The sequence below is a fragment of the Nitrospinota bacterium genome (assembly GCA_016217735.1).
In the GTDB taxonomy this organism is placed as follows: Bacteria; Nitrospinota_A; UBA7883; order JACRGQ01; family JACRGQ01; genus JACRGQ01.
In genome coordinates this window covers 1-15,101 of sequence record JACRGQ010000046.1, presented here as the reverse complement: position 1 = coordinate 15,101, position 15,101 = coordinate 1, and the positions used below count along the sequence as shown (strand labels likewise).

Below are 15,101 nucleotides of genomic sequence, written 5' to 3'. Positions count from 1 at the left end.
TAATGGTGGAACAGGAACTCAGGTCCGACAAATCCGGCTACATGCTCATGAACAAGCCGGGGTATCCCCGCGTTTCGTCGTGGCCCAACCTCGTGTGGGTCATTTTCCTCATGATGCTGTTCATCACGATCCTGCTATGGGGCGTTTCCTTCCTGGCGTACGCGCCGCTGGAGGAAATGGCGGAGTGGGCCAAGACCCCCAATCCCGCGAAAGCGCCGTGGTATTTCATCGGTCTGCAGGAACTGCTGGTCTATTTCGACCCGTGGATCGCGGGCGTGATGCTGCCGAACCAGATACTGATCGGCCTCATGCTTATTCCGTACGTCGACATCACCCCGGCCGAACAGGGACACTATGGATGGAGCAAGCGCCGCTTCGCCGTGGCGTATTTCACCTTCGGCATGGCATTCTGGTTCGCCCTCATTTTCGTCGGTCAGTTGCTGCGCGGCCCAAGCTGGGAAGTTTACTGGCCGATCATCGATTACGATCTCACCGGCCACACCTGGACCCGCGAAGGGGTGCCGCTGAAGCAGGGGGCGCTCAAGCTTGCCTCGCTTTCCACCGGCACCGGCATGGCGCTGCTTATCGGCTTCTTCAGCATCGGGATGATCCTGCCGTTCATGGTAACCAAGCTGTTCCCGAAATCGCGCATGGTGCAGGAGCTGGACGGCTATTTGAAGGAACTCGGCTACATCAAGTACTTCGTCGTGCAGAGCCACGTTTTGCTGATGGTCGCGACGGTCGTGAAAATCATCCTGCGGCTCGGCTTCAACATCAAGTACATCATTGAAACCCCGTGGTTCAAAATTTAGAGTAGGCGGCCATGATTGAAAAGATTGTCGTAGCGATACTCGTTGTAAACATCCTCGGCTTCATCGTCCTCTGGACGCGGAACCAGAATCTGCTCTATGCCATCTTCGCCGCATCGCTGCTTGCGCTGTTCGGCCTGACCGTAGCGAAGGAATACGCCGCCGAATGGCGCCACTACCAGCACGAGTACATCGAAATGGCCATTGAACGGGAAAAGAACCCCGAAACCGCCGAAACGCTGAAACGCACACCCCTCAAAATTCTCCAGGTATGGAACAACGAGCTGGGCATAACCGACCGCTGCGTCTCCTGCCACCTGGGGTACGACAATCCGGCGTTTAAAGACGCCCCGGAACCGTTCCGCTACCACGCGGCGGCCCGCGAACACGACTTTAACAAAATCGGCTGCACCATCTGCCACCAGGGACAGGGACACGCCACCGAAAAAACCGAAGCGCACGCCCACCACATTTCTCACTGGGATTTCCCGATGTTGCCGAACAACATGGTGCAAGCCTCCTGCCCGCAGTGCCACGAGGAACTGTTCCGGCCCGGATACCGCCTGAAAGGGGCCGAGATGATCACCGCCTCGCGCGACCTCACCGAGGGCGTAAACGAACTTGGCGTCAAATGCACCTCCTGCCATACGATCCGCGGCGTGGGCGAAGTGCTTGGACCCGATCTCACCGAGTTTGGCGACAAGACCGGCCACGAATTTGACGGAACCCATGTGATGAAGTACGTGGAAGGGGAAAAGGACAAATACAACTGGACCTTGCAGCACTTCAAGGATCCGGCCAAGATCACCCCGAACGACCCGGAGCTTAAGCTGGAAGAAACCGTGATGCCGAACTACGGTTTAACCGATGAACAGGCGCACGCCCTCACGGTCTACGTTTTCAGCTTCCGCACGCCGAAGCTGCCGGCCAAGTACCTCTACCACAACAGCCAGCAATACATGAAGAAGGGGGGCGAAACGGCTTCCTTCATCGGCGACTACGAACGGCAGTTCCCGAATATCAATTCCCTGCCGGGCGGCCAGCGGCTCTTTATCAAGTCGAAATGCTGGTTCTGCCATACCATCGAAGGCAAGGGGGGCAAGATCGGACCCGACCTCACCAAGGTGGGCAACCGGTATGACAAGGATAAAATGCTGGAGTTCTGGAACAATCCGTCGAAGATGGCCAAGCACTCCCTTGGGGTCAAGTTCAACCTTGATGAAAGCCAGATGGAGCAGATAGCCGACTTCCTGTTGACGCTGAAATAAGTTGCCTAACCGCCTGTTTATGCGTATCCTGAAATGAGGCACGACTGAGCAGGCGCGATGAATGAAAGGTTGAATTATGGCTTCGGAAACCAAGCGCGCATACGATTTTCTGTATGACCAGCGCTCCTACCAAGGGGTGCCGTGCCAGACCAACTGCCCGGTGCATACCGATGTCGAGGGCTACATAAGTCTAATCCGCGAAGGCGATTTCGAGGCCGCGCACCGCCTGATCCGGGAAACCAATCCTTTTCCCGCCGTGTGCGGCCGCATCTGCCAGCACTGGTGCGAGCGGGGCTGCAACCGCCGCATGATAGACCAGTCGCTTTCCATCATGTCGCTGAAACGGTCCGCCACCGACTACTCCAAAGACACGTTCAAGCTGCCGGAACAGCGTTACAACACGCTGGAGCGGGTGGCGATCATCGGCGCGGGTCCGGCCGGCCTCACCGCCGCGCACGATCTGGCGAAGCTGGGCTACCGCCCCACCGTATTCGAAATGTTCCCGCATCCGGGCGGCATGATGCGTTACGGCATCCCGGCCTACCGGCTGCCGCGCGAGGTGATCGATTTCGAGGTGGAATACATCAAGCGGCTCGGCGTGGAAATCCGCTACAACACGGCGGTGGGGCGCGATATCCACTTCCACGAGATGCAGGCGGAATTCAAGGCGATCCTTATCGCCGCGGGCGCGCACAAGGCCGTACACCTGAAAGTGCCGGGCGAAACCCTGAAAGGGGTCTACCACGGTTGCACCTTCATGCAGTTGGTGAATCTGGGCAAATCGCTCCCGCCAATGTCCGGCAAGACCGTCGCGGTCATCGGCGGCGGCTTCACCGCGATGGACGTTTCCCGCTCCAGCATCCGCCTCGGCGCGAAAAAAGTGTATATCGTCTACCGCCGCACCCGCGCGGAAATCCCGGTTAACGAAAAGGAAATTACAGAGGCCGAGGACGAAGGGGTGGAATTCCGCTACATGGAGGCTCCGCTGGAGATCGTCTCCAACGACGGCGTCAACGTCAGCGGCATCAAGCTGATCAAGTCCGAGATGGGCGAGCCGGACTCCTCCGGACGCCGCAAGCCGGTGCCGGTGCCGGGTTCCGAATTCATCCTCGAATGCGACTATGTCATGCCGGCCGTTTCCCAATCGCCGGACATGTCGTTCATCTCCCAAAAATCCGGCCTGCGCCTCACCAGTTGGGGAACGCTGGACGTGAACCAGCGGTTTGAGACCAACCTGCCGGGAATCTTCGCCACCGGCGACTACATCACCGGCACGCGCGACGTGATTAACGTCGTGGCGGACGGCCATCGCACGGCGATCAGCATCGATTCCTACCTGCGCGGCACCCGCGGCGAATACAGCCGCTCGGAAGACCTCCGCCTCAAGGAGGACCAGACGCCGGTGAAACTGGCCGCTTACGACAATATTGCCCGCCACCACGCCGAAAATATCCCGCTGAACCTGCGCCTCAACACCTTTGAAGAGGTGGAGCGCACCTTGACGAAGGAAGAAGCGATGCTGGAAGCCGCCCGCTGCTTCCAGTGCAGCCACACCTGGCGCTACAACTCCGACACCTGCATCCTGTGCAACAACTGCGTGGACGTGTGCCCGCAAAAGTGCCTCGGCATGGCGGAGCTGACCGAACTGGAATTCAGCCGGCTTTTCAACGAGAACATCAGCCTGAAAGAGCAAGGCATCACCGGCATCGAGATCGACCGCGACCTGTGCATCCGCTGCACCTTCTGCGCGCAGGTCTGTCCGACCGACTCCATAGACTTCACCACCTATGAAAAGCCGGAAGTCCGCGTGCAAAGCACAATCGGATCGTTCAAAACCGAGGTTAAGGGGAAGAAGTAATGCTGAAAGTCAAAGACCGCATGGCGCCGAAGCTCAACACCATTCCGGAAGGGTCGTCCGCGCTCGACGCGGCCAAGTACCTCACCGAGCACAGGTTCTCCTCCATTTTCATCGCGCGGGGGGAACAGGTGGTCGGCATGCTGACCGATACCGATTTGGTGCGCAAAATCATGGCGGCCGGGAACGATGGCGCCAAAACGAAGGTGGAGGAAATCATGACCACCACCCTGTTTTCCATCGACCTCAACGCGGCTTTGACCGAAGCGAACGACATGATGGACAAACACCGGCTGCGCCACCTCGCGGTCACCGAGAACGGCAAGATCATCAGCGTCATTTCAATCCGCGATCTCATTCATCCCGCGTACACCGACGGCGAGGGCTGGTAAAGCTTTCGCCGTTTCCAGTACCGTGGTTGGCTTATTCCCTGGGGAGGGGGGGCCAGCCACGGTTTTTTTTTGCCCTGAAACAATTTCAGGGCGCCATCGGGGATTTTCCGGCGGCCGGCTAACCCGCTTTATTCACGGCACAGCGGGTGCAAACGCCAAGTTTTTGAAAGAACGCGGCGGTGAAGAATTTTTCGCGGAAGACATACTTCAGTATGCCGACCAAGAAAAATTCGAGCCAACGCGCAAGATTTCAAAAAATTGGCGTTTGCGGATTATTCATGGTTCCCCATGAATAATCCGGGCTAACCGTGAAGAAGCCAGGCGATAAGGACGACGGCGGCCAGCGCGAAGCGGTAATACACAAAATTGTGCAACGGGTGTTTGCGCAGGTAGTTCATCAAAAATCCGATGGCGAAAAAGCCGGAAACCGCCGCCGCCACAAACCCCGCGCCGACCAGCGACATATCGAACGACTCGTGATTTTTTGCCATCTTCAGCGCGTGCAGCAGCGTCGCCCCGGCGATGATCGGGGTGGAGAGCAGAAACGAGAAGCGGGTGGCGGTCTCGCGCGTGAGGCCGCTAAAGAGGCCCGCCGTGATGGTGATGCCGCTGCGCGACACGCCGGGGATCAGCGCCACCGCCTGCGCGCAGCCGATGATGACGGCGTCTTTCAGCGTTACGTCGCCATCGGTTGCGCGGTTCTGCTCTCCCCTCTTTTCAGCGGCCAGCATGATGAAGCCGACCCCCACAAGCGTGAAGACGATGATTATCGGGCTCCGCAATGCGTGCTCCACCCATTTTTGCAGCAGAATACCGGCGATACCCGCGGGAACGGTGCCGATGATGACCAGCATCAACATTTTGTGGTCTTTCAGGAGGAGGTTTCTCCAGTCTTTCCAGAAGTAGGCGATAAGGGCAAAGAGCGTGCCGCCATGCAGCGCCACGTCAAAGCTGAGCGTATCCAGTTCCCCGCCCCAGCCGAAAAACCAGGGGAAAAGAATAAGATGCGCCGTGCTGCTGACCGGAAAGAACTCCGTCAGCCCCTGCACCAGCCCAAGAACTATCGCCTTAAATATTTCCACGCTTACGGCTCCTGTTTGTTCTCAATTCCGTGTCATTCTGAAGGAGCGCCGGCGACTGAAGAATCCCTTTCCGGAAAGAGATCCTTCGCCCTTGAAGGGCATTTCCGCGGCGGTTTGTACGCGGCTGGCTCCATTGCATTTCGCCGCCGCATTTTATTCCGCCGCTCCCTCGCCTGCGGCTCAGGATGACATACATAAATAGCTCTTCAATAGTCCGCATATTCAAGATTTGTTTAATCGTGATGCGATAATCGCCGCCGCGCGCTTGGCCGCGCCGGCATCTCCCAACTGGCGCCGGATGGCATCCATCTCCGCGCGTTTTTCACGCAGGCGCTCCGGCGATGAAAGCAGCGCGGCGGCTTCGGCCGCCACCGTGGCTGGAACAAAACGGCTTTGGAAATATTCCTTCGCCACCTCGCGCCCGGCGATAAGGTTCGGCAGGCCCGCATATTCCACATGAACCAACAGCTTCGCCAGCCAGTAATTTATGGAGGAGGAGCGGTAAACGATGATCATCGGCGCGCCGAAAATGGCGGCTTCCAGCGTGGAGGTTCCCGATTTCGTGATAAGCAGATCGCAGGCGGCCATCACATCGTGCGAACGCCCTTTGACGATTTTCACATACGGCCTATCACCCGCCGCCTCGCGTATTTTCGCATCGGACATATGGTGCGCCACCGGCAGGACGAATCCGGCGTCGGGGCGTTCCCGTCTGATGATGCCGGCGGTTTCCAGCAGCGTCGGCAGGTTGTAGCCGACCTCGCTGTTGCGGCTGCCGGGGAGCATGCCGACAAGCGTTGAGCATCCCGGCGGCAGAAATTCCCGCTTGAGCGCGGCGCGGTCTTTGGTGAAATCGATTTCGTCCAGCATCGGGTGGCCGATAAAGCGGGCGTCTATGCCGCGCTCTTTGTAAAACGTCTCTTCAAAGGGGAGGATCACCAGCATGGTGTCGACCCACCGTTTCACCGCGCGTATGCGGTAACGCCGCCACGCCCAGAACTGCGGGCAGACGTAGTAGAAAACCGGCACCCCCGCCCCGTGTCCCGCGCGGGCGACGCGGAGGTTGAAATCGGGATAATCGATCAGGATGATGGCGTCATAATCGCGCCGCTTCACGCGGGCGCGCACATCGTTCAGAACGCCGAGGAAGTAAACGATTTTTTCCAGCATCTGCACCACGCCGATGCTGGCCATATCCTTGCAGTGCTGGATGAGGCGCAGACCTTCGGCCGCCATCCGGTCGCCGCCGACGCCGTGGAATTCGGCATCCGGCATGACGGCCTTGATCTCGCGCATCAAGCGCGCGCCGTATATTTCGCCGCTCTCCTCGCCGGCAATAATCAAAAACCGCATGATCGCCGTCACCCCACCATGTCGAGGCGGCGAAGGCGGAATTTTACCCGGAGCGTTTCCTCCGCCAGCCGCCGCACCGCGTCCATGTCGACCCCTTCAACCGGGCCGACGGCGCTCACCACCGTTTCGGGCAGCAGATCGCGGCACCGTTCGGCAAAGGCGATCAGCGCGGGGAATGCGTTCTGTTTGTCGAGCGGATGGCAGATGCGGTTGTAGCTGGCCTGATCCGGCGCGTTGAGCGAGATGGAGACGGTGTCGATCAGCCCCGCCAACTCCGGCACGATGTCGCGCTTATTGAGCAGGCTTCCCTGTCCGTTGGTGTTGAGCCGCACTTTAAGACCGCGTTTTTTCATTTCCGCCGCGACTTCCTTGACGACATCCAGCCGGATGGTCGGCTCGCCAAAGCCGCAGAGCACCACTTCATCGGGGCGCTGGCCGCCGATGGCGGCGATGATATCGGCGGCGGACGGGTCTTTATCGATGCCGAGGTAGTGTCCCTGCACGGTGGGGTCTTCAAGGCGCGGGCAGAAATCGCAAACGTTGCTGCATTCGCGCGTGACGTTCACATAGAGGGAGTTGCGGATTTTGTAGACGATCTCCGCCTGTTGCGGCGTCATGCCCAGGAAAAGTTTTTGAAAATTGCCGTAGGTGAGGCGCGCGAGGTCTTCCAGCGTTACGCCGCGGACGGTGGCGAGCGTCTTGGCGGTCTCGATGATGTAGCCGGGGTCATTCCGCTTGCCGCGCACCTTTTGCGGGGCGAGGAAGGGGCAGTCGGTTTCTATCAGCAGTTTTTCGGGCGGCACCACCTTTGCCGCATCGCGCAGGTTTTGCGCCTTCGGGTAGGTTACGTTTCCGGCGAAGGAGACGTACATCCCCAGTTTTACGGACTCTTCGGCCTCCTTCGGCCCTTCGGAAAAGCAGTGCATCACGCCGCCGATGGCCGGATCAAATTCTTTTTGGAGAATGGGGAAGATGTCGGCGAAGGCGTCGCGGCAGTGAATGATTATTGGTTTTTTTGCTTCGCGCGCGATTTTCAAATGACGGCGGAGCGCCGCTTTTTGTTCCGCCGCGCCGGTGCGGTGGCGGAAGTAATCGAGGCCGGTTTCGCCGATGGCCACCACCCGCGGATGCCGGGCGAGCGCGGCGATGGATTTGTAATCGGCTTCGGATATGTTTTCGACATCGTTCGGATGTACCCCGGCGGCGGCGTACATGTTGGGATACCGCTCGGCCAGCGCCACCGCGCCGTGCGCGGAGGGGATGTCGTAGGCCACGTTCAAAATAAGGTGATCGGTCAGGCGCGCGGCGACTTCGTGGATGTCGCCGTCGAAATCGCGGTTGTTGAGGTGGGCGTGCGAATCGGCGAAATGGGGAAGGCGCGCGGACTTTTCCATCGGCGTCATTTCCCCTTCACGATGGTCGCTTCCCTCCCCTGCCCCGTCGAAACGATGGTGATCGGCGCTTCGGATTGCTCCTGCAGGAAATCGATGTAGCGCTTGGCCTTGTCCGGCAGCTTGGCGTAATCGGTGATACCGGCGGTCTGCGCCCGCCAGCCGTCGAATTCGCGGTAGAGCGGCACGGCCCGTTCGAGGATGGAAACGTCGTCGGTGATCCGTTCCACCGTTTTGCCGTCCACTTTGTAGGCGATGCATACGTGGAGCGATTTCATTTTGTCCAGCACGTCCATCTTGGTGAGGGCTATTTCGTCCACGCCGTTTATTTCGGTGGCATAGCGCGCCACCACGCCGTCGAACCAGCCGCAGCGGCGGGGGCGGCCGGTGGTGGCGCCGAATTCGTTCCCCTCGTCCTGTATCTGCGCGCCGACTTCATCTTTCAGCTCGGTGGGAAACGGCCCCTCGCCCACGCGGGTGGTATAGGCCTTTATCACGCCGATGACGTTGTCAATTTTATTGGGGGCGATGCCGAGGCCCACGCAGGCCCCGCCCGACGCGGTGTAGCTGGAGGTGACGTAGGGATAGGTGCCGTGATCGAGATCAAGCATCGTCCCTTGCGCCCCTTCACAGAGGATGTTCTTGCCGGCCTTGATGCCATCGGCCAGCAGCTTGCGGGTATCGCCGATATATGGCGCAAGCTTGGGGGCGAGCGCCAGCACTTCGTCATACACTTTTTGCGCGTTTAATTTTTCGCTGTGGTAGTAATTCTCGAAAAGGCAATTCTTCATGTCTATAAGCTGCCCGATGGCGTGCTTAAGCTTCTTTTCATCGTAGAGATAAAACATCGGGATGCCGATCCGCTTGGTTTTGTCGGCATAGGTGGGGCCGATTCCCTTGCCGGTGGTGCCTATTTTGGTTTGGCCCTTGCTGCTTTCGTTGGCCTTGTCCATCACCTTGTGAACCGGCAGGATGCAGTGCGCGCGCGGCGAGATGACCAGCCGGCCGCCCACTTCGATGTTGCCCGCCCTGAGCTGTTCGATTTCGAGAAACAGCGATTCGGGATCCACCACCACGCCGGAGCCGATGAGGCAGGCTTTTCCCGGACGGAGGATGCCGGACGGGATAAGGTGCAGCACGAATTTTTTGCCGTTCACCACCACGGTGTGGCCGGCGTTGGCGCCGCCCTGGTAGCGGGCGACGATATCGCTCTTATCGCAAATCAGGTCGACGATTTTGCCTTTGCCCTCGTCGCCCCACTGCATTCCTACTAAAACCGATACAGGCACGTTTTTCTCCTTGCTGCTTGGCGTTTGCCGGAAAAATCAGATTTCCAGCTTGCCGGCTTCCACCCCGGTGGCGGCAGTGATGATTTTAAACCCGTTTCCGCCCGCCGGGACGAGGATTTCGGCAATGTTCATTTTTTGGGCGAACGCCAGCGCATCCTTGAGGCCGAGGTTTGCAAGCGGGACGATGACGGAAAATCCCTTCGCCCGCAATGCGTCGGCGGCGGCGGTGTTTCCGGCATCGAGCAGGAGGTAGTCGGCCCCCTTCCAAAGGTTGTTCCCCCCTTCGCGCATCAGCGCGTCGACCACCATGTCGATATCGAAGGCGAAGCCGACGGCGGGGATATCCGGCCCGAAGCGTTTTACCAAGTTGTCGTAGCGTCCGCCGTTGCCCAGCGGCGCGCCGGCGGCGGAGAAAAGCTCCATAATAACGCCGGTGTAGTAACCGAACCCGCGCATCTCCCCCAGGTCGATGGAGAGTTTTTTTCCAAATCCGTTTGACGCCAGCGCATCGTAAATGGCGGCCAGGTTGTCCAGCGCGGCCAGCGCGGCGGCGTCGTCCGCGGCGATGGCGCGCGCCTTGCCGATGACTTCCTTGCCGCCGAAAAGCCCGGTCAGCGCGACGATCCGCTCCGCCTGCTCCCCTTGTACCCCGGCGGCGGCCAACTGCCCCCGGAGCGCGGTTTTGTCTTTTTTGGCCAGCGAGGTTTTAATGCCCTCCATTTGCATGGCGGGAAACGGCTTAAGAAACGAATTGATGACGCCCGCGTGCCCCAGCGAAAGGGCGCAGCCGCCGGGGAACGCTTTTTCAAGCACCGCCTTGACGCTCAGGACGATTTCGATATCGGCTTCCGGCCCCGCGTGGCCGACAATTTCCAGCCCCGCCTGGTTGATAACATACTGCTCCCCCTTCCCCTTCTTGGCGTGGCGGAAAACCGGCCCGCTGTAGAAGAGCCGCAACGGCAGCGGCCGTTGCGCAAGATGGGTGGCGGCGGAACGCGCGATTTGCGAGGTGATGTCGTTACGCAGCGCGATGGGGCGGCCCGACTCGGCTTCGCTGAAACGGATGATCCGGTTGCGCTCGTCTTCCGAAAGGCCGGCGGCGGCCGACTCGTAGTAATCAAGCAGGGGAGTATCGATCTCCTCGAACCCGCGCGACCGCAGGGTAGCGTGAACCGCCTGCTCCAGGGCGCGGCGCCGGGCCGCCTCCTCGAACAGGAAGGTTCTCGTCCCCTGCGGTATCGCGGTCGGATTCAGCTTCAAAGCTTGATGGCCCAGGCTTTCAGTACATTTTCAATTTTCAGCAGCCCGTCGATAACATCCTTGGAGACTTCGGAGTCAACGCTGATAAGGCTCACGGCCTCCTTCAGCGGCGCGGTGCGCCCGAGGTTGAACTGGCCGATGTTGATCTTGTTCTTTCCCAGATAGGTGCCCACCGCGCCGATGACCCCCGGCCTGTCGGTGTTGGTGAACATGATGAGGTTCCCTTCGGGAATGGCGTCGATGCGGATGTCGTTGATGTTCACGATGCGCGGCTCGTTCTTGCCGAAAATGGTGCCGGCCACGGTCTGTTCCCCCTGGTCGGTCACCACGCGGAGCGAGAGAAGGCCCGCGTAGTCATGCACTTTTTTGCTGACGGTGGTCTTCACGTCTATGCCGCGCTCCTTGGCCAGGAACGGCGCGTTGACGTAGTTCACCTCCAGCCCCATGACCGCGAGGAAGCCCTTGAGGGCGCTGGTGGCCAGCGGTTTCATGTCCACATCGGCGATCTCGCCGCTGGTGGCGATTTCGACTTCCTTAATTCCCTGTCCGCTGATATGGGCGATGAAGCGCCCCATTTTCTCGGCGAGGGAGAGGTACGGCTTGATTTTCTTGAGAACTTCGGGATCCACATCAGGCACGTTCACCGCGTTCATGATGATCCCCTGCTCGAAGAAGGTGACCAACTGTTCGGCGATGGCGACGGCGACGTTTTCCTGCGCCTCGGCGGTGCTGGCCCCCAGATGCGGGGTGCAGATCACCTGCGGCAGGGCCAGCAGCGGGTTGTCCGCCGCCGGGGGCTCCTGCTCGAACACGTCCAGCGCGGCGCCGGCCACATGGCCGCTCTTTACCGCTTCGGCCAGGGCGGTTTCATCTATGATGCCGCCGCGCGCCGCGTTGACGATGCGCACGCCTTTCTTCATCATGGCGAACTGTTTCGCGCCGACCATGTGCCTGGTTTCCGGTGTGAGCGGCGAGTGGATGGAGATGAAGTCGGCCCGTTTGTAGACCTCGTCCAGCGATACCAGCTCAACGCCCAGTTCGGCCGCCTTGTCTTTCGATATGAACGGGTCGAAGGCGATAACCTGCATCTGGAAACCCTGCGCCCGGCGGGTGACGATGGAGCCGACGCGGCCGATGCCGACGATGCCGAGGGTTTTGCCCAGCAGCTCGACGCCGATCAGCTTGCGGTCCCATTTACCGGCCTTGATGCCGGCGGTTCCCTGCGGGATGTTGCGGGCCAGCGCGCACATCAGCGCGACGGCATGTTCGCCGGTGGTGACGGTGTTGCCGCCCGGGGTGTTTTCCACCGCGATGCCGCGTTTGCTGGCGGCGGGGTTGTCCACGTTGTCCACCCCCGCGCCGGCGCGGCCGACCACTTTCAGGTTTGTCGCCGCGGCGATGACTTCCGCCGTCACCTTGGTGGCGGAGCGGATGACGAGGCCGTGGTATTGCGCGATGACGCCGAGAAGCTCTTCCTTCTTCATGCCGACTTTCACGTCGACATCGATGACGGAGCTTTTTTTCAGTATCTCGATGCCGTTGTCGGAAAGTTCGTCGCTGACGAGGACTTTGTATTTGCCGGTCATCACTTCACCTCGAACCCGTCGTGCAGCACCGCTTCCGCCGCGCCGACGCCCGCGCCAAACTGGACCTTGTGGCCGAATTTGTGCAGCGCCATTTCAATGGAGGAAAGGGCGATCACCATGTCGAATTCGCCGAAATAGCCGAGGTGGGCGATGCGGATGATTTTCCCTTCCCACTGGTCCTGCCCGCCGGCGAAAGTGACGCCGAAGTTGTCGCGCAGCGCCTTGACGAATTTCTTTCCGTTGACGGCTTCGGGGAGGTAAACGCCGGTCATCGCTTCGGTGGGCGATTTGGTGACCATCTTGAGTCCCAGCGCGTCGGTGCCGGCGCGCACGCCGCGGGCCAGCAGTTCGTGGCGCGCGAAGATCGCGGGGTAGGTTTCCTCTTCCATCATCTTGAGGGCTTCGAGGAGGCCGTTCACCAGCGACACCGCCGGGGTATAGGCGGTGGTCTTGTCCTTCAGGTTTTTGCGCTCTTTCTTGAGGTCGAAGTAGAACTTGCTGTTCTTCACCTTGTCGGCCTTGGCCCACGCCTTGTCCGAGAGGGCGATGAAGCCGAGGCCCGGCGGCATCATCATCGCTTTCTGGCTGCCGCAAATCAGGATGTCCACGCCCCAGTCGTCCATCGGGATGTCGAACACGCCCACGCCGGTGATGCCGTCCACGACGAGCAGCACGTCGCGCTCTTTCGTGATGGCGGCCAGTTCCTTAATCGGCATTTTAACGGTGGTGGAGCTTTCAGTCGCCTGTATCAGAATGCCCTTGATATCCTTGTCGGCGTCGAGGCGCTTCTTGATGTCCTGCGGGTCGACGGCATTGCCCCATTCGATTTTCACTTCGTCCACAACGAGGTCGAACGCCTGCGCGATTTTCGTCCAGCGCTCGCCGAACTTGCCGCCGTTGACCGATATGACTTTTTCGCCTTTGTTGAAGCAATTGACGACGGCGCTTTCCATGGCGCCGGTGCCGGAGGAGGAGAGGATGATGACATCCTGTTTGGTGTGGAACAGCCCCTTGAGCTTTTCCGCCGCCGCGCCGAATACCGCGCTGAACTGCGGTGTCCGGTGGTGGATGATCGGCTGGGCCATCGCCAGCAGGATTCTTTCGGGGACCGGTGTCGGGCCGGGCGAAAGCAGATAGTTCTTTTTCATTGCCACTCCTTATAAAATGCTAAAAAACACGTTATTCCCGTCTTTATGCCATCCAAACGCAGCCCGCTTCAAGCAGGCGGGTCAAGGGGGGTATTATAGAAAGGAAAGGGTCAAATTTCCAGCACTACCGTGCCGGCGAGTTTGTCGTGCCAGGACTGGCGGTGGCGATCCATCCCGGCCCACAAATAGCCCAACCCGAAGAGGAACCAGGAGGTGGCGTACCCCATCGTCCGGAGCGCCGCGCGGAAGCCGTCCACTTCTCCGCCGTCCAGCGCAACCACCTTTATTCCCAACACCTGTTTGCCGGGGGTCTGGCCGCCGTGGGTAAGGAAATAAACGAAATAAACGGTGTAAAACAGCAGGTAAAACAGGATGCTTGCGAGCACGAAGCGGATTTCGCCGTCCAGCCCGGCGCCATGAAAAGCCCGGTAAAACGCTCCCGCCCCCCATATGGTGAGGTATGCGGCAAAGTAACAAATCAGGTTATCGATAACGAAAGCGGCAAGCCGGACGAAAAAACCGGCATACGCCACCGGCGTATTTATTGCGGCGGGGGTAACGGGCGGGGCCGATATTTCTTCGAAAGTATAGGCGGCCAAGGCGGCGCCGAGGTGGGGATTAATCAAGCTTCAGATCGCTCAAATCGATATCGATGTCGAAGTCGTCCTTCTTCTTTTCGTCTTTTTTCGGCTCTTCTTTTTTACCCGCGCCGCCAAGGTCAACATCGTCAAGGTTGATGTCCAAGTCAAAGCCGTCCATGTTGAAATCGGCGGCGGGTTCGGCGGGCGCGGCGGCCGGAGCGGCCCCTTTGGCTGGAGCCGGTTTTTCTTCTTCCGCCGCAATTTCGATATCTCCCAGATCAAGCGGGAATTCGTCTTCCTTTCCCGCCGGCGTAACGGCTTCCTCGATTTCGCCGAGGTCGAGCGTTTTTGCGTCTTCCGGGGGCGCGGCGGGGGTTTCTTCCAATGAACCCAGATCAAAATCGATCCCCTCCAGGTCGTGGGGGGCGGTGACTTTATTATCGGCCGCATCTTCCTTCGCGGGTTCGGCAACGGCTTCAGCGCCGAGGTTTATTTCTTCCTCTTCCGCCGCTGGCAGTTTGATGGAAGCGGTTTCATCCGCCGATTCTCCCATGCCGCTCAGGTCAAGCTCGTCCGCTCCTCCCAAGTCGATGTCGGCGCCGATATTGGTGAAGTCGGTATCGGAACCGATGGCCGCCTCAAAGCCGGAAGTACCTGACATCTTGTCGGTTGCCGATGTTTCCGAGAATCGCTCGGTGCCATGATCTTCTTCCACCAGCGAAGCCGGTTCAGCCACCGCGGCTTGCGGCGATGCCTCATGGCGCAATGTCGCCATCAGACCGAGGGTGCTGTACTGGGGATAGTCAATCCCCATCTCGGTTTTGTGCAGCGTCAGGTCGTTACCGCACTTTTTGCAAGTATTGATATATTCAAAACTTGCGAAATTACATTTGGGGCACTTCATCTAGCTGTTTACTTTATCATATTTTCCGCTAATACCAAATACCAGCCTTTTCCAATATGGAATGAGTCTGAAGGGGGGACGTGATTCCAACATGAAATGAGTCTGAAAGCTGTTCATGATAGGGGGATGAATACCATCATGAGCCTGAACGAGTTACAGAGCATTGACCAATTGAACCTGTTT

At 59.3% G+C, this 15,101-nt stretch carries 13 protein-coding genes; 4 read left to right on the top strand and 9 right to left on the bottom strand.

Going from position 1 to position 15,101, the window contains the following annotated elements; translation table 11 throughout:
* Nucleotides 1-2 precede the first annotated feature (2 nt).
* From HZA03_07670 to HZA03_07655, 4 genes are all read left to right on the top strand, one after another.
* Nucleotides 3-812 (top strand): hypothetical protein, encoded by an 810-nt coding sequence (locus tag HZA03_07670; GenBank protein ID MBI5637830.1) that lies wholly within the window; start codon nucleotides 3-5, stop codon nucleotides 810-812.
* Nucleotides 813-823: 11 nt separating this feature from the next.
* Complete coding sequence (locus tag HZA03_07665; protein ID MBI5637829.1) at nucleotides 824-2,077, top strand: cytochrome c; 1,254 nt, start codon at nucleotides 824-826, stop codon at nucleotides 2,075-2,077.
* Nucleotides 2,078-2,153: 76 nt separating this feature from the next.
* Nucleotides 2,154-3,935 (top strand): FAD-dependent oxidoreductase, encoded by a 1,782-nt coding sequence (locus tag HZA03_07660; protein ID MBI5637828.1) that lies wholly within the window; start codon nucleotides 2,154-2,156, stop codon nucleotides 3,933-3,935.
* Nucleotides 3,935-4,324: a CBS domain-containing protein gene (locus tag HZA03_07655; GenBank protein MBI5637827.1), complete on the top strand. Its 390-nt coding sequence runs from the start codon at nucleotides 3,935-3,937 to the stop codon at nucleotides 4,322-4,324. The genes HZA03_07660 and HZA03_07655 overlap by 1 nt, the downstream gene beginning before the upstream one ends.
* Nucleotides 4,325-4,626: 302 nt before the next feature.
* Here the strand turns inward: HZA03_07655 and HZA03_07650 are convergent, their stop codons facing one another.
* The 9 genes from HZA03_07650 to HZA03_07610 all read right to left on the bottom strand — a co-directional run bounded on the left by HZA03_07650 (nucleotide 4,627) and on the right by HZA03_07610 (nucleotide 14,918).
* Nucleotides 4,627-5,406 (bottom strand): undecaprenyl-diphosphate phosphatase, encoded by a 780-nt coding sequence (locus tag HZA03_07650; GenBank protein ID MBI5637826.1) that lies wholly within the window; start codon nucleotides 5,404-5,406, stop codon nucleotides 4,627-4,629.
* A gap of 222 nt (nucleotides 5,407-5,628) precedes the next feature.
* Complete coding sequence (lpxB, locus tag HZA03_07645; protein ID MBI5637825.1) at nucleotides 5,629-6,759, bottom strand: lipid-A-disaccharide synthase; 1,131 nt, start codon at nucleotides 6,757-6,759, stop codon at nucleotides 5,629-5,631.
* 8 nt (nucleotides 6,760-6,767) lie between these two features.
* Nucleotides 6,768-8,153 (bottom strand): YchF/TatD family DNA exonuclease, encoded by a 1,386-nt coding sequence (locus HZA03_07640; protein ID MBI5637824.1) that lies wholly within the window; start codon nucleotides 8,151-8,153, stop codon nucleotides 6,768-6,770.
* 5 nt (nucleotides 8,154-8,158) lie between these two features.
* The gene (locus HZA03_07635; protein ID MBI5637823.1) at nucleotides 8,159-9,439 is read right to left on the bottom strand and encodes an adenylosuccinate synthase; all 1,281 of its coding nucleotides are present in this window, start codon (nucleotides 9,437-9,439) and stop codon (nucleotides 8,159-8,161) included.
* A gap of 36 nt (nucleotides 9,440-9,475) precedes the next feature.
* Nucleotides 9,476-10,699 carry an ATP phosphoribosyltransferase regulatory subunit gene (gene hisZ / locus HZA03_07630; protein ID MBI5637822.1) on the bottom strand — a complete coding sequence of 408 codons (1,224 nt, stop codon included), beginning with the start codon at nucleotides 10,697-10,699 and terminating at the stop codon, nucleotides 9,476-9,478.
* Nucleotides 10,696-12,285, bottom strand: coding sequence for a phosphoglycerate dehydrogenase (locus HZA03_07625; protein MBI5637821.1), 1,590 nt, complete (start codon nucleotides 12,283-12,285; stop codon nucleotides 10,696-10,698). The genes hisZ and HZA03_07625 overlap by 4 nt, the downstream gene beginning before the upstream one ends.
* On the bottom strand, nucleotides 12,285-13,433 hold the full coding sequence (locus HZA03_07620) for an alanine--glyoxylate aminotransferase family protein (protein ID MBI5637820.1): 1,149 nt from the start codon (nucleotides 13,431-13,433) through the stop codon (nucleotides 12,285-12,287). The genes HZA03_07625 and HZA03_07620 overlap by 1 nt, the downstream gene beginning before the upstream one ends.
* A 110-nt stretch (nucleotides 13,434-13,543) precedes the next feature.
* Nucleotides 13,544-14,059, bottom strand: a complete 516-nt coding sequence (locus HZA03_07615) for an RDD family protein (GenBank protein MBI5637819.1) — start codon at nucleotides 14,057-14,059, stop codon at nucleotides 13,544-13,546.
* Nucleotides 14,052-14,918 carry a hypothetical protein gene (locus HZA03_07610; protein MBI5637818.1) on the bottom strand — a complete coding sequence of 289 codons (867 nt, stop codon included), beginning with the start codon at nucleotides 14,916-14,918 and terminating at the stop codon, nucleotides 14,052-14,054. Before HZA03_07610 ends, HZA03_07615 begins: the two co-directional genes overlap by 8 nt.
* Nucleotides 14,919-15,101 lie beyond the last annotated feature (183 nt).

Excerpts from the sequence above, each read along its gene's own strand:
- HZA03_07670 (MBI5637830.1), top strand. The coding sequence starts at position 3 with ATGGTGGAACAGGAACTCAGGTCCGACAAATCCGGCTACATGCTCATG.
- lpxB (MBI5637825.1), bottom strand. The coding sequence starts at position 6,759 with ATGCGGTTTTTGATTATTGCCGGCGAGGAGAGCGGCGAAATATACGGC.
- HZA03_07660 (MBI5637828.1), top strand. The coding sequence starts at position 2,154 with ATGGCTTCGGAAACCAAGCGCGCATACGATTTTCTGTATGACCAGCGC.
- HZA03_07620 (MBI5637820.1), bottom strand. The coding sequence starts at position 13,433 with ATGAAAAAGAACTATCTGCTTTCGCCCGGCCCGACACCGGTCCCCGAA.
- HZA03_07610 (MBI5637818.1), bottom strand. The coding sequence starts at position 14,918 with ATGAAGTGCCCCAAATGTAATTTCGCAAGTTTTGAATATATCAATACT.
- HZA03_07655 (MBI5637827.1), top strand. The coding sequence starts at position 3,935 with ATGCTGAAAGTCAAAGACCGCATGGCGCCGAAGCTCAACACCATTCCG.
- HZA03_07640 (MBI5637824.1), bottom strand. The coding sequence starts at position 8,153 with ATGGAAAAGTCCGCGCGCCTTCCCCATTTCGCCGATTCGCACGCCCAC.
- HZA03_07625 (MBI5637821.1), bottom strand. The coding sequence starts at position 12,285 with ATGACCGGCAAATACAAAGTCCTCGTCAGCGACGAACTTTCCGACAAC.
- HZA03_07665 (MBI5637829.1), top strand. The coding sequence starts at position 824 with ATGATTGAAAAGATTGTCGTAGCGATACTCGTTGTAAACATCCTCGGC.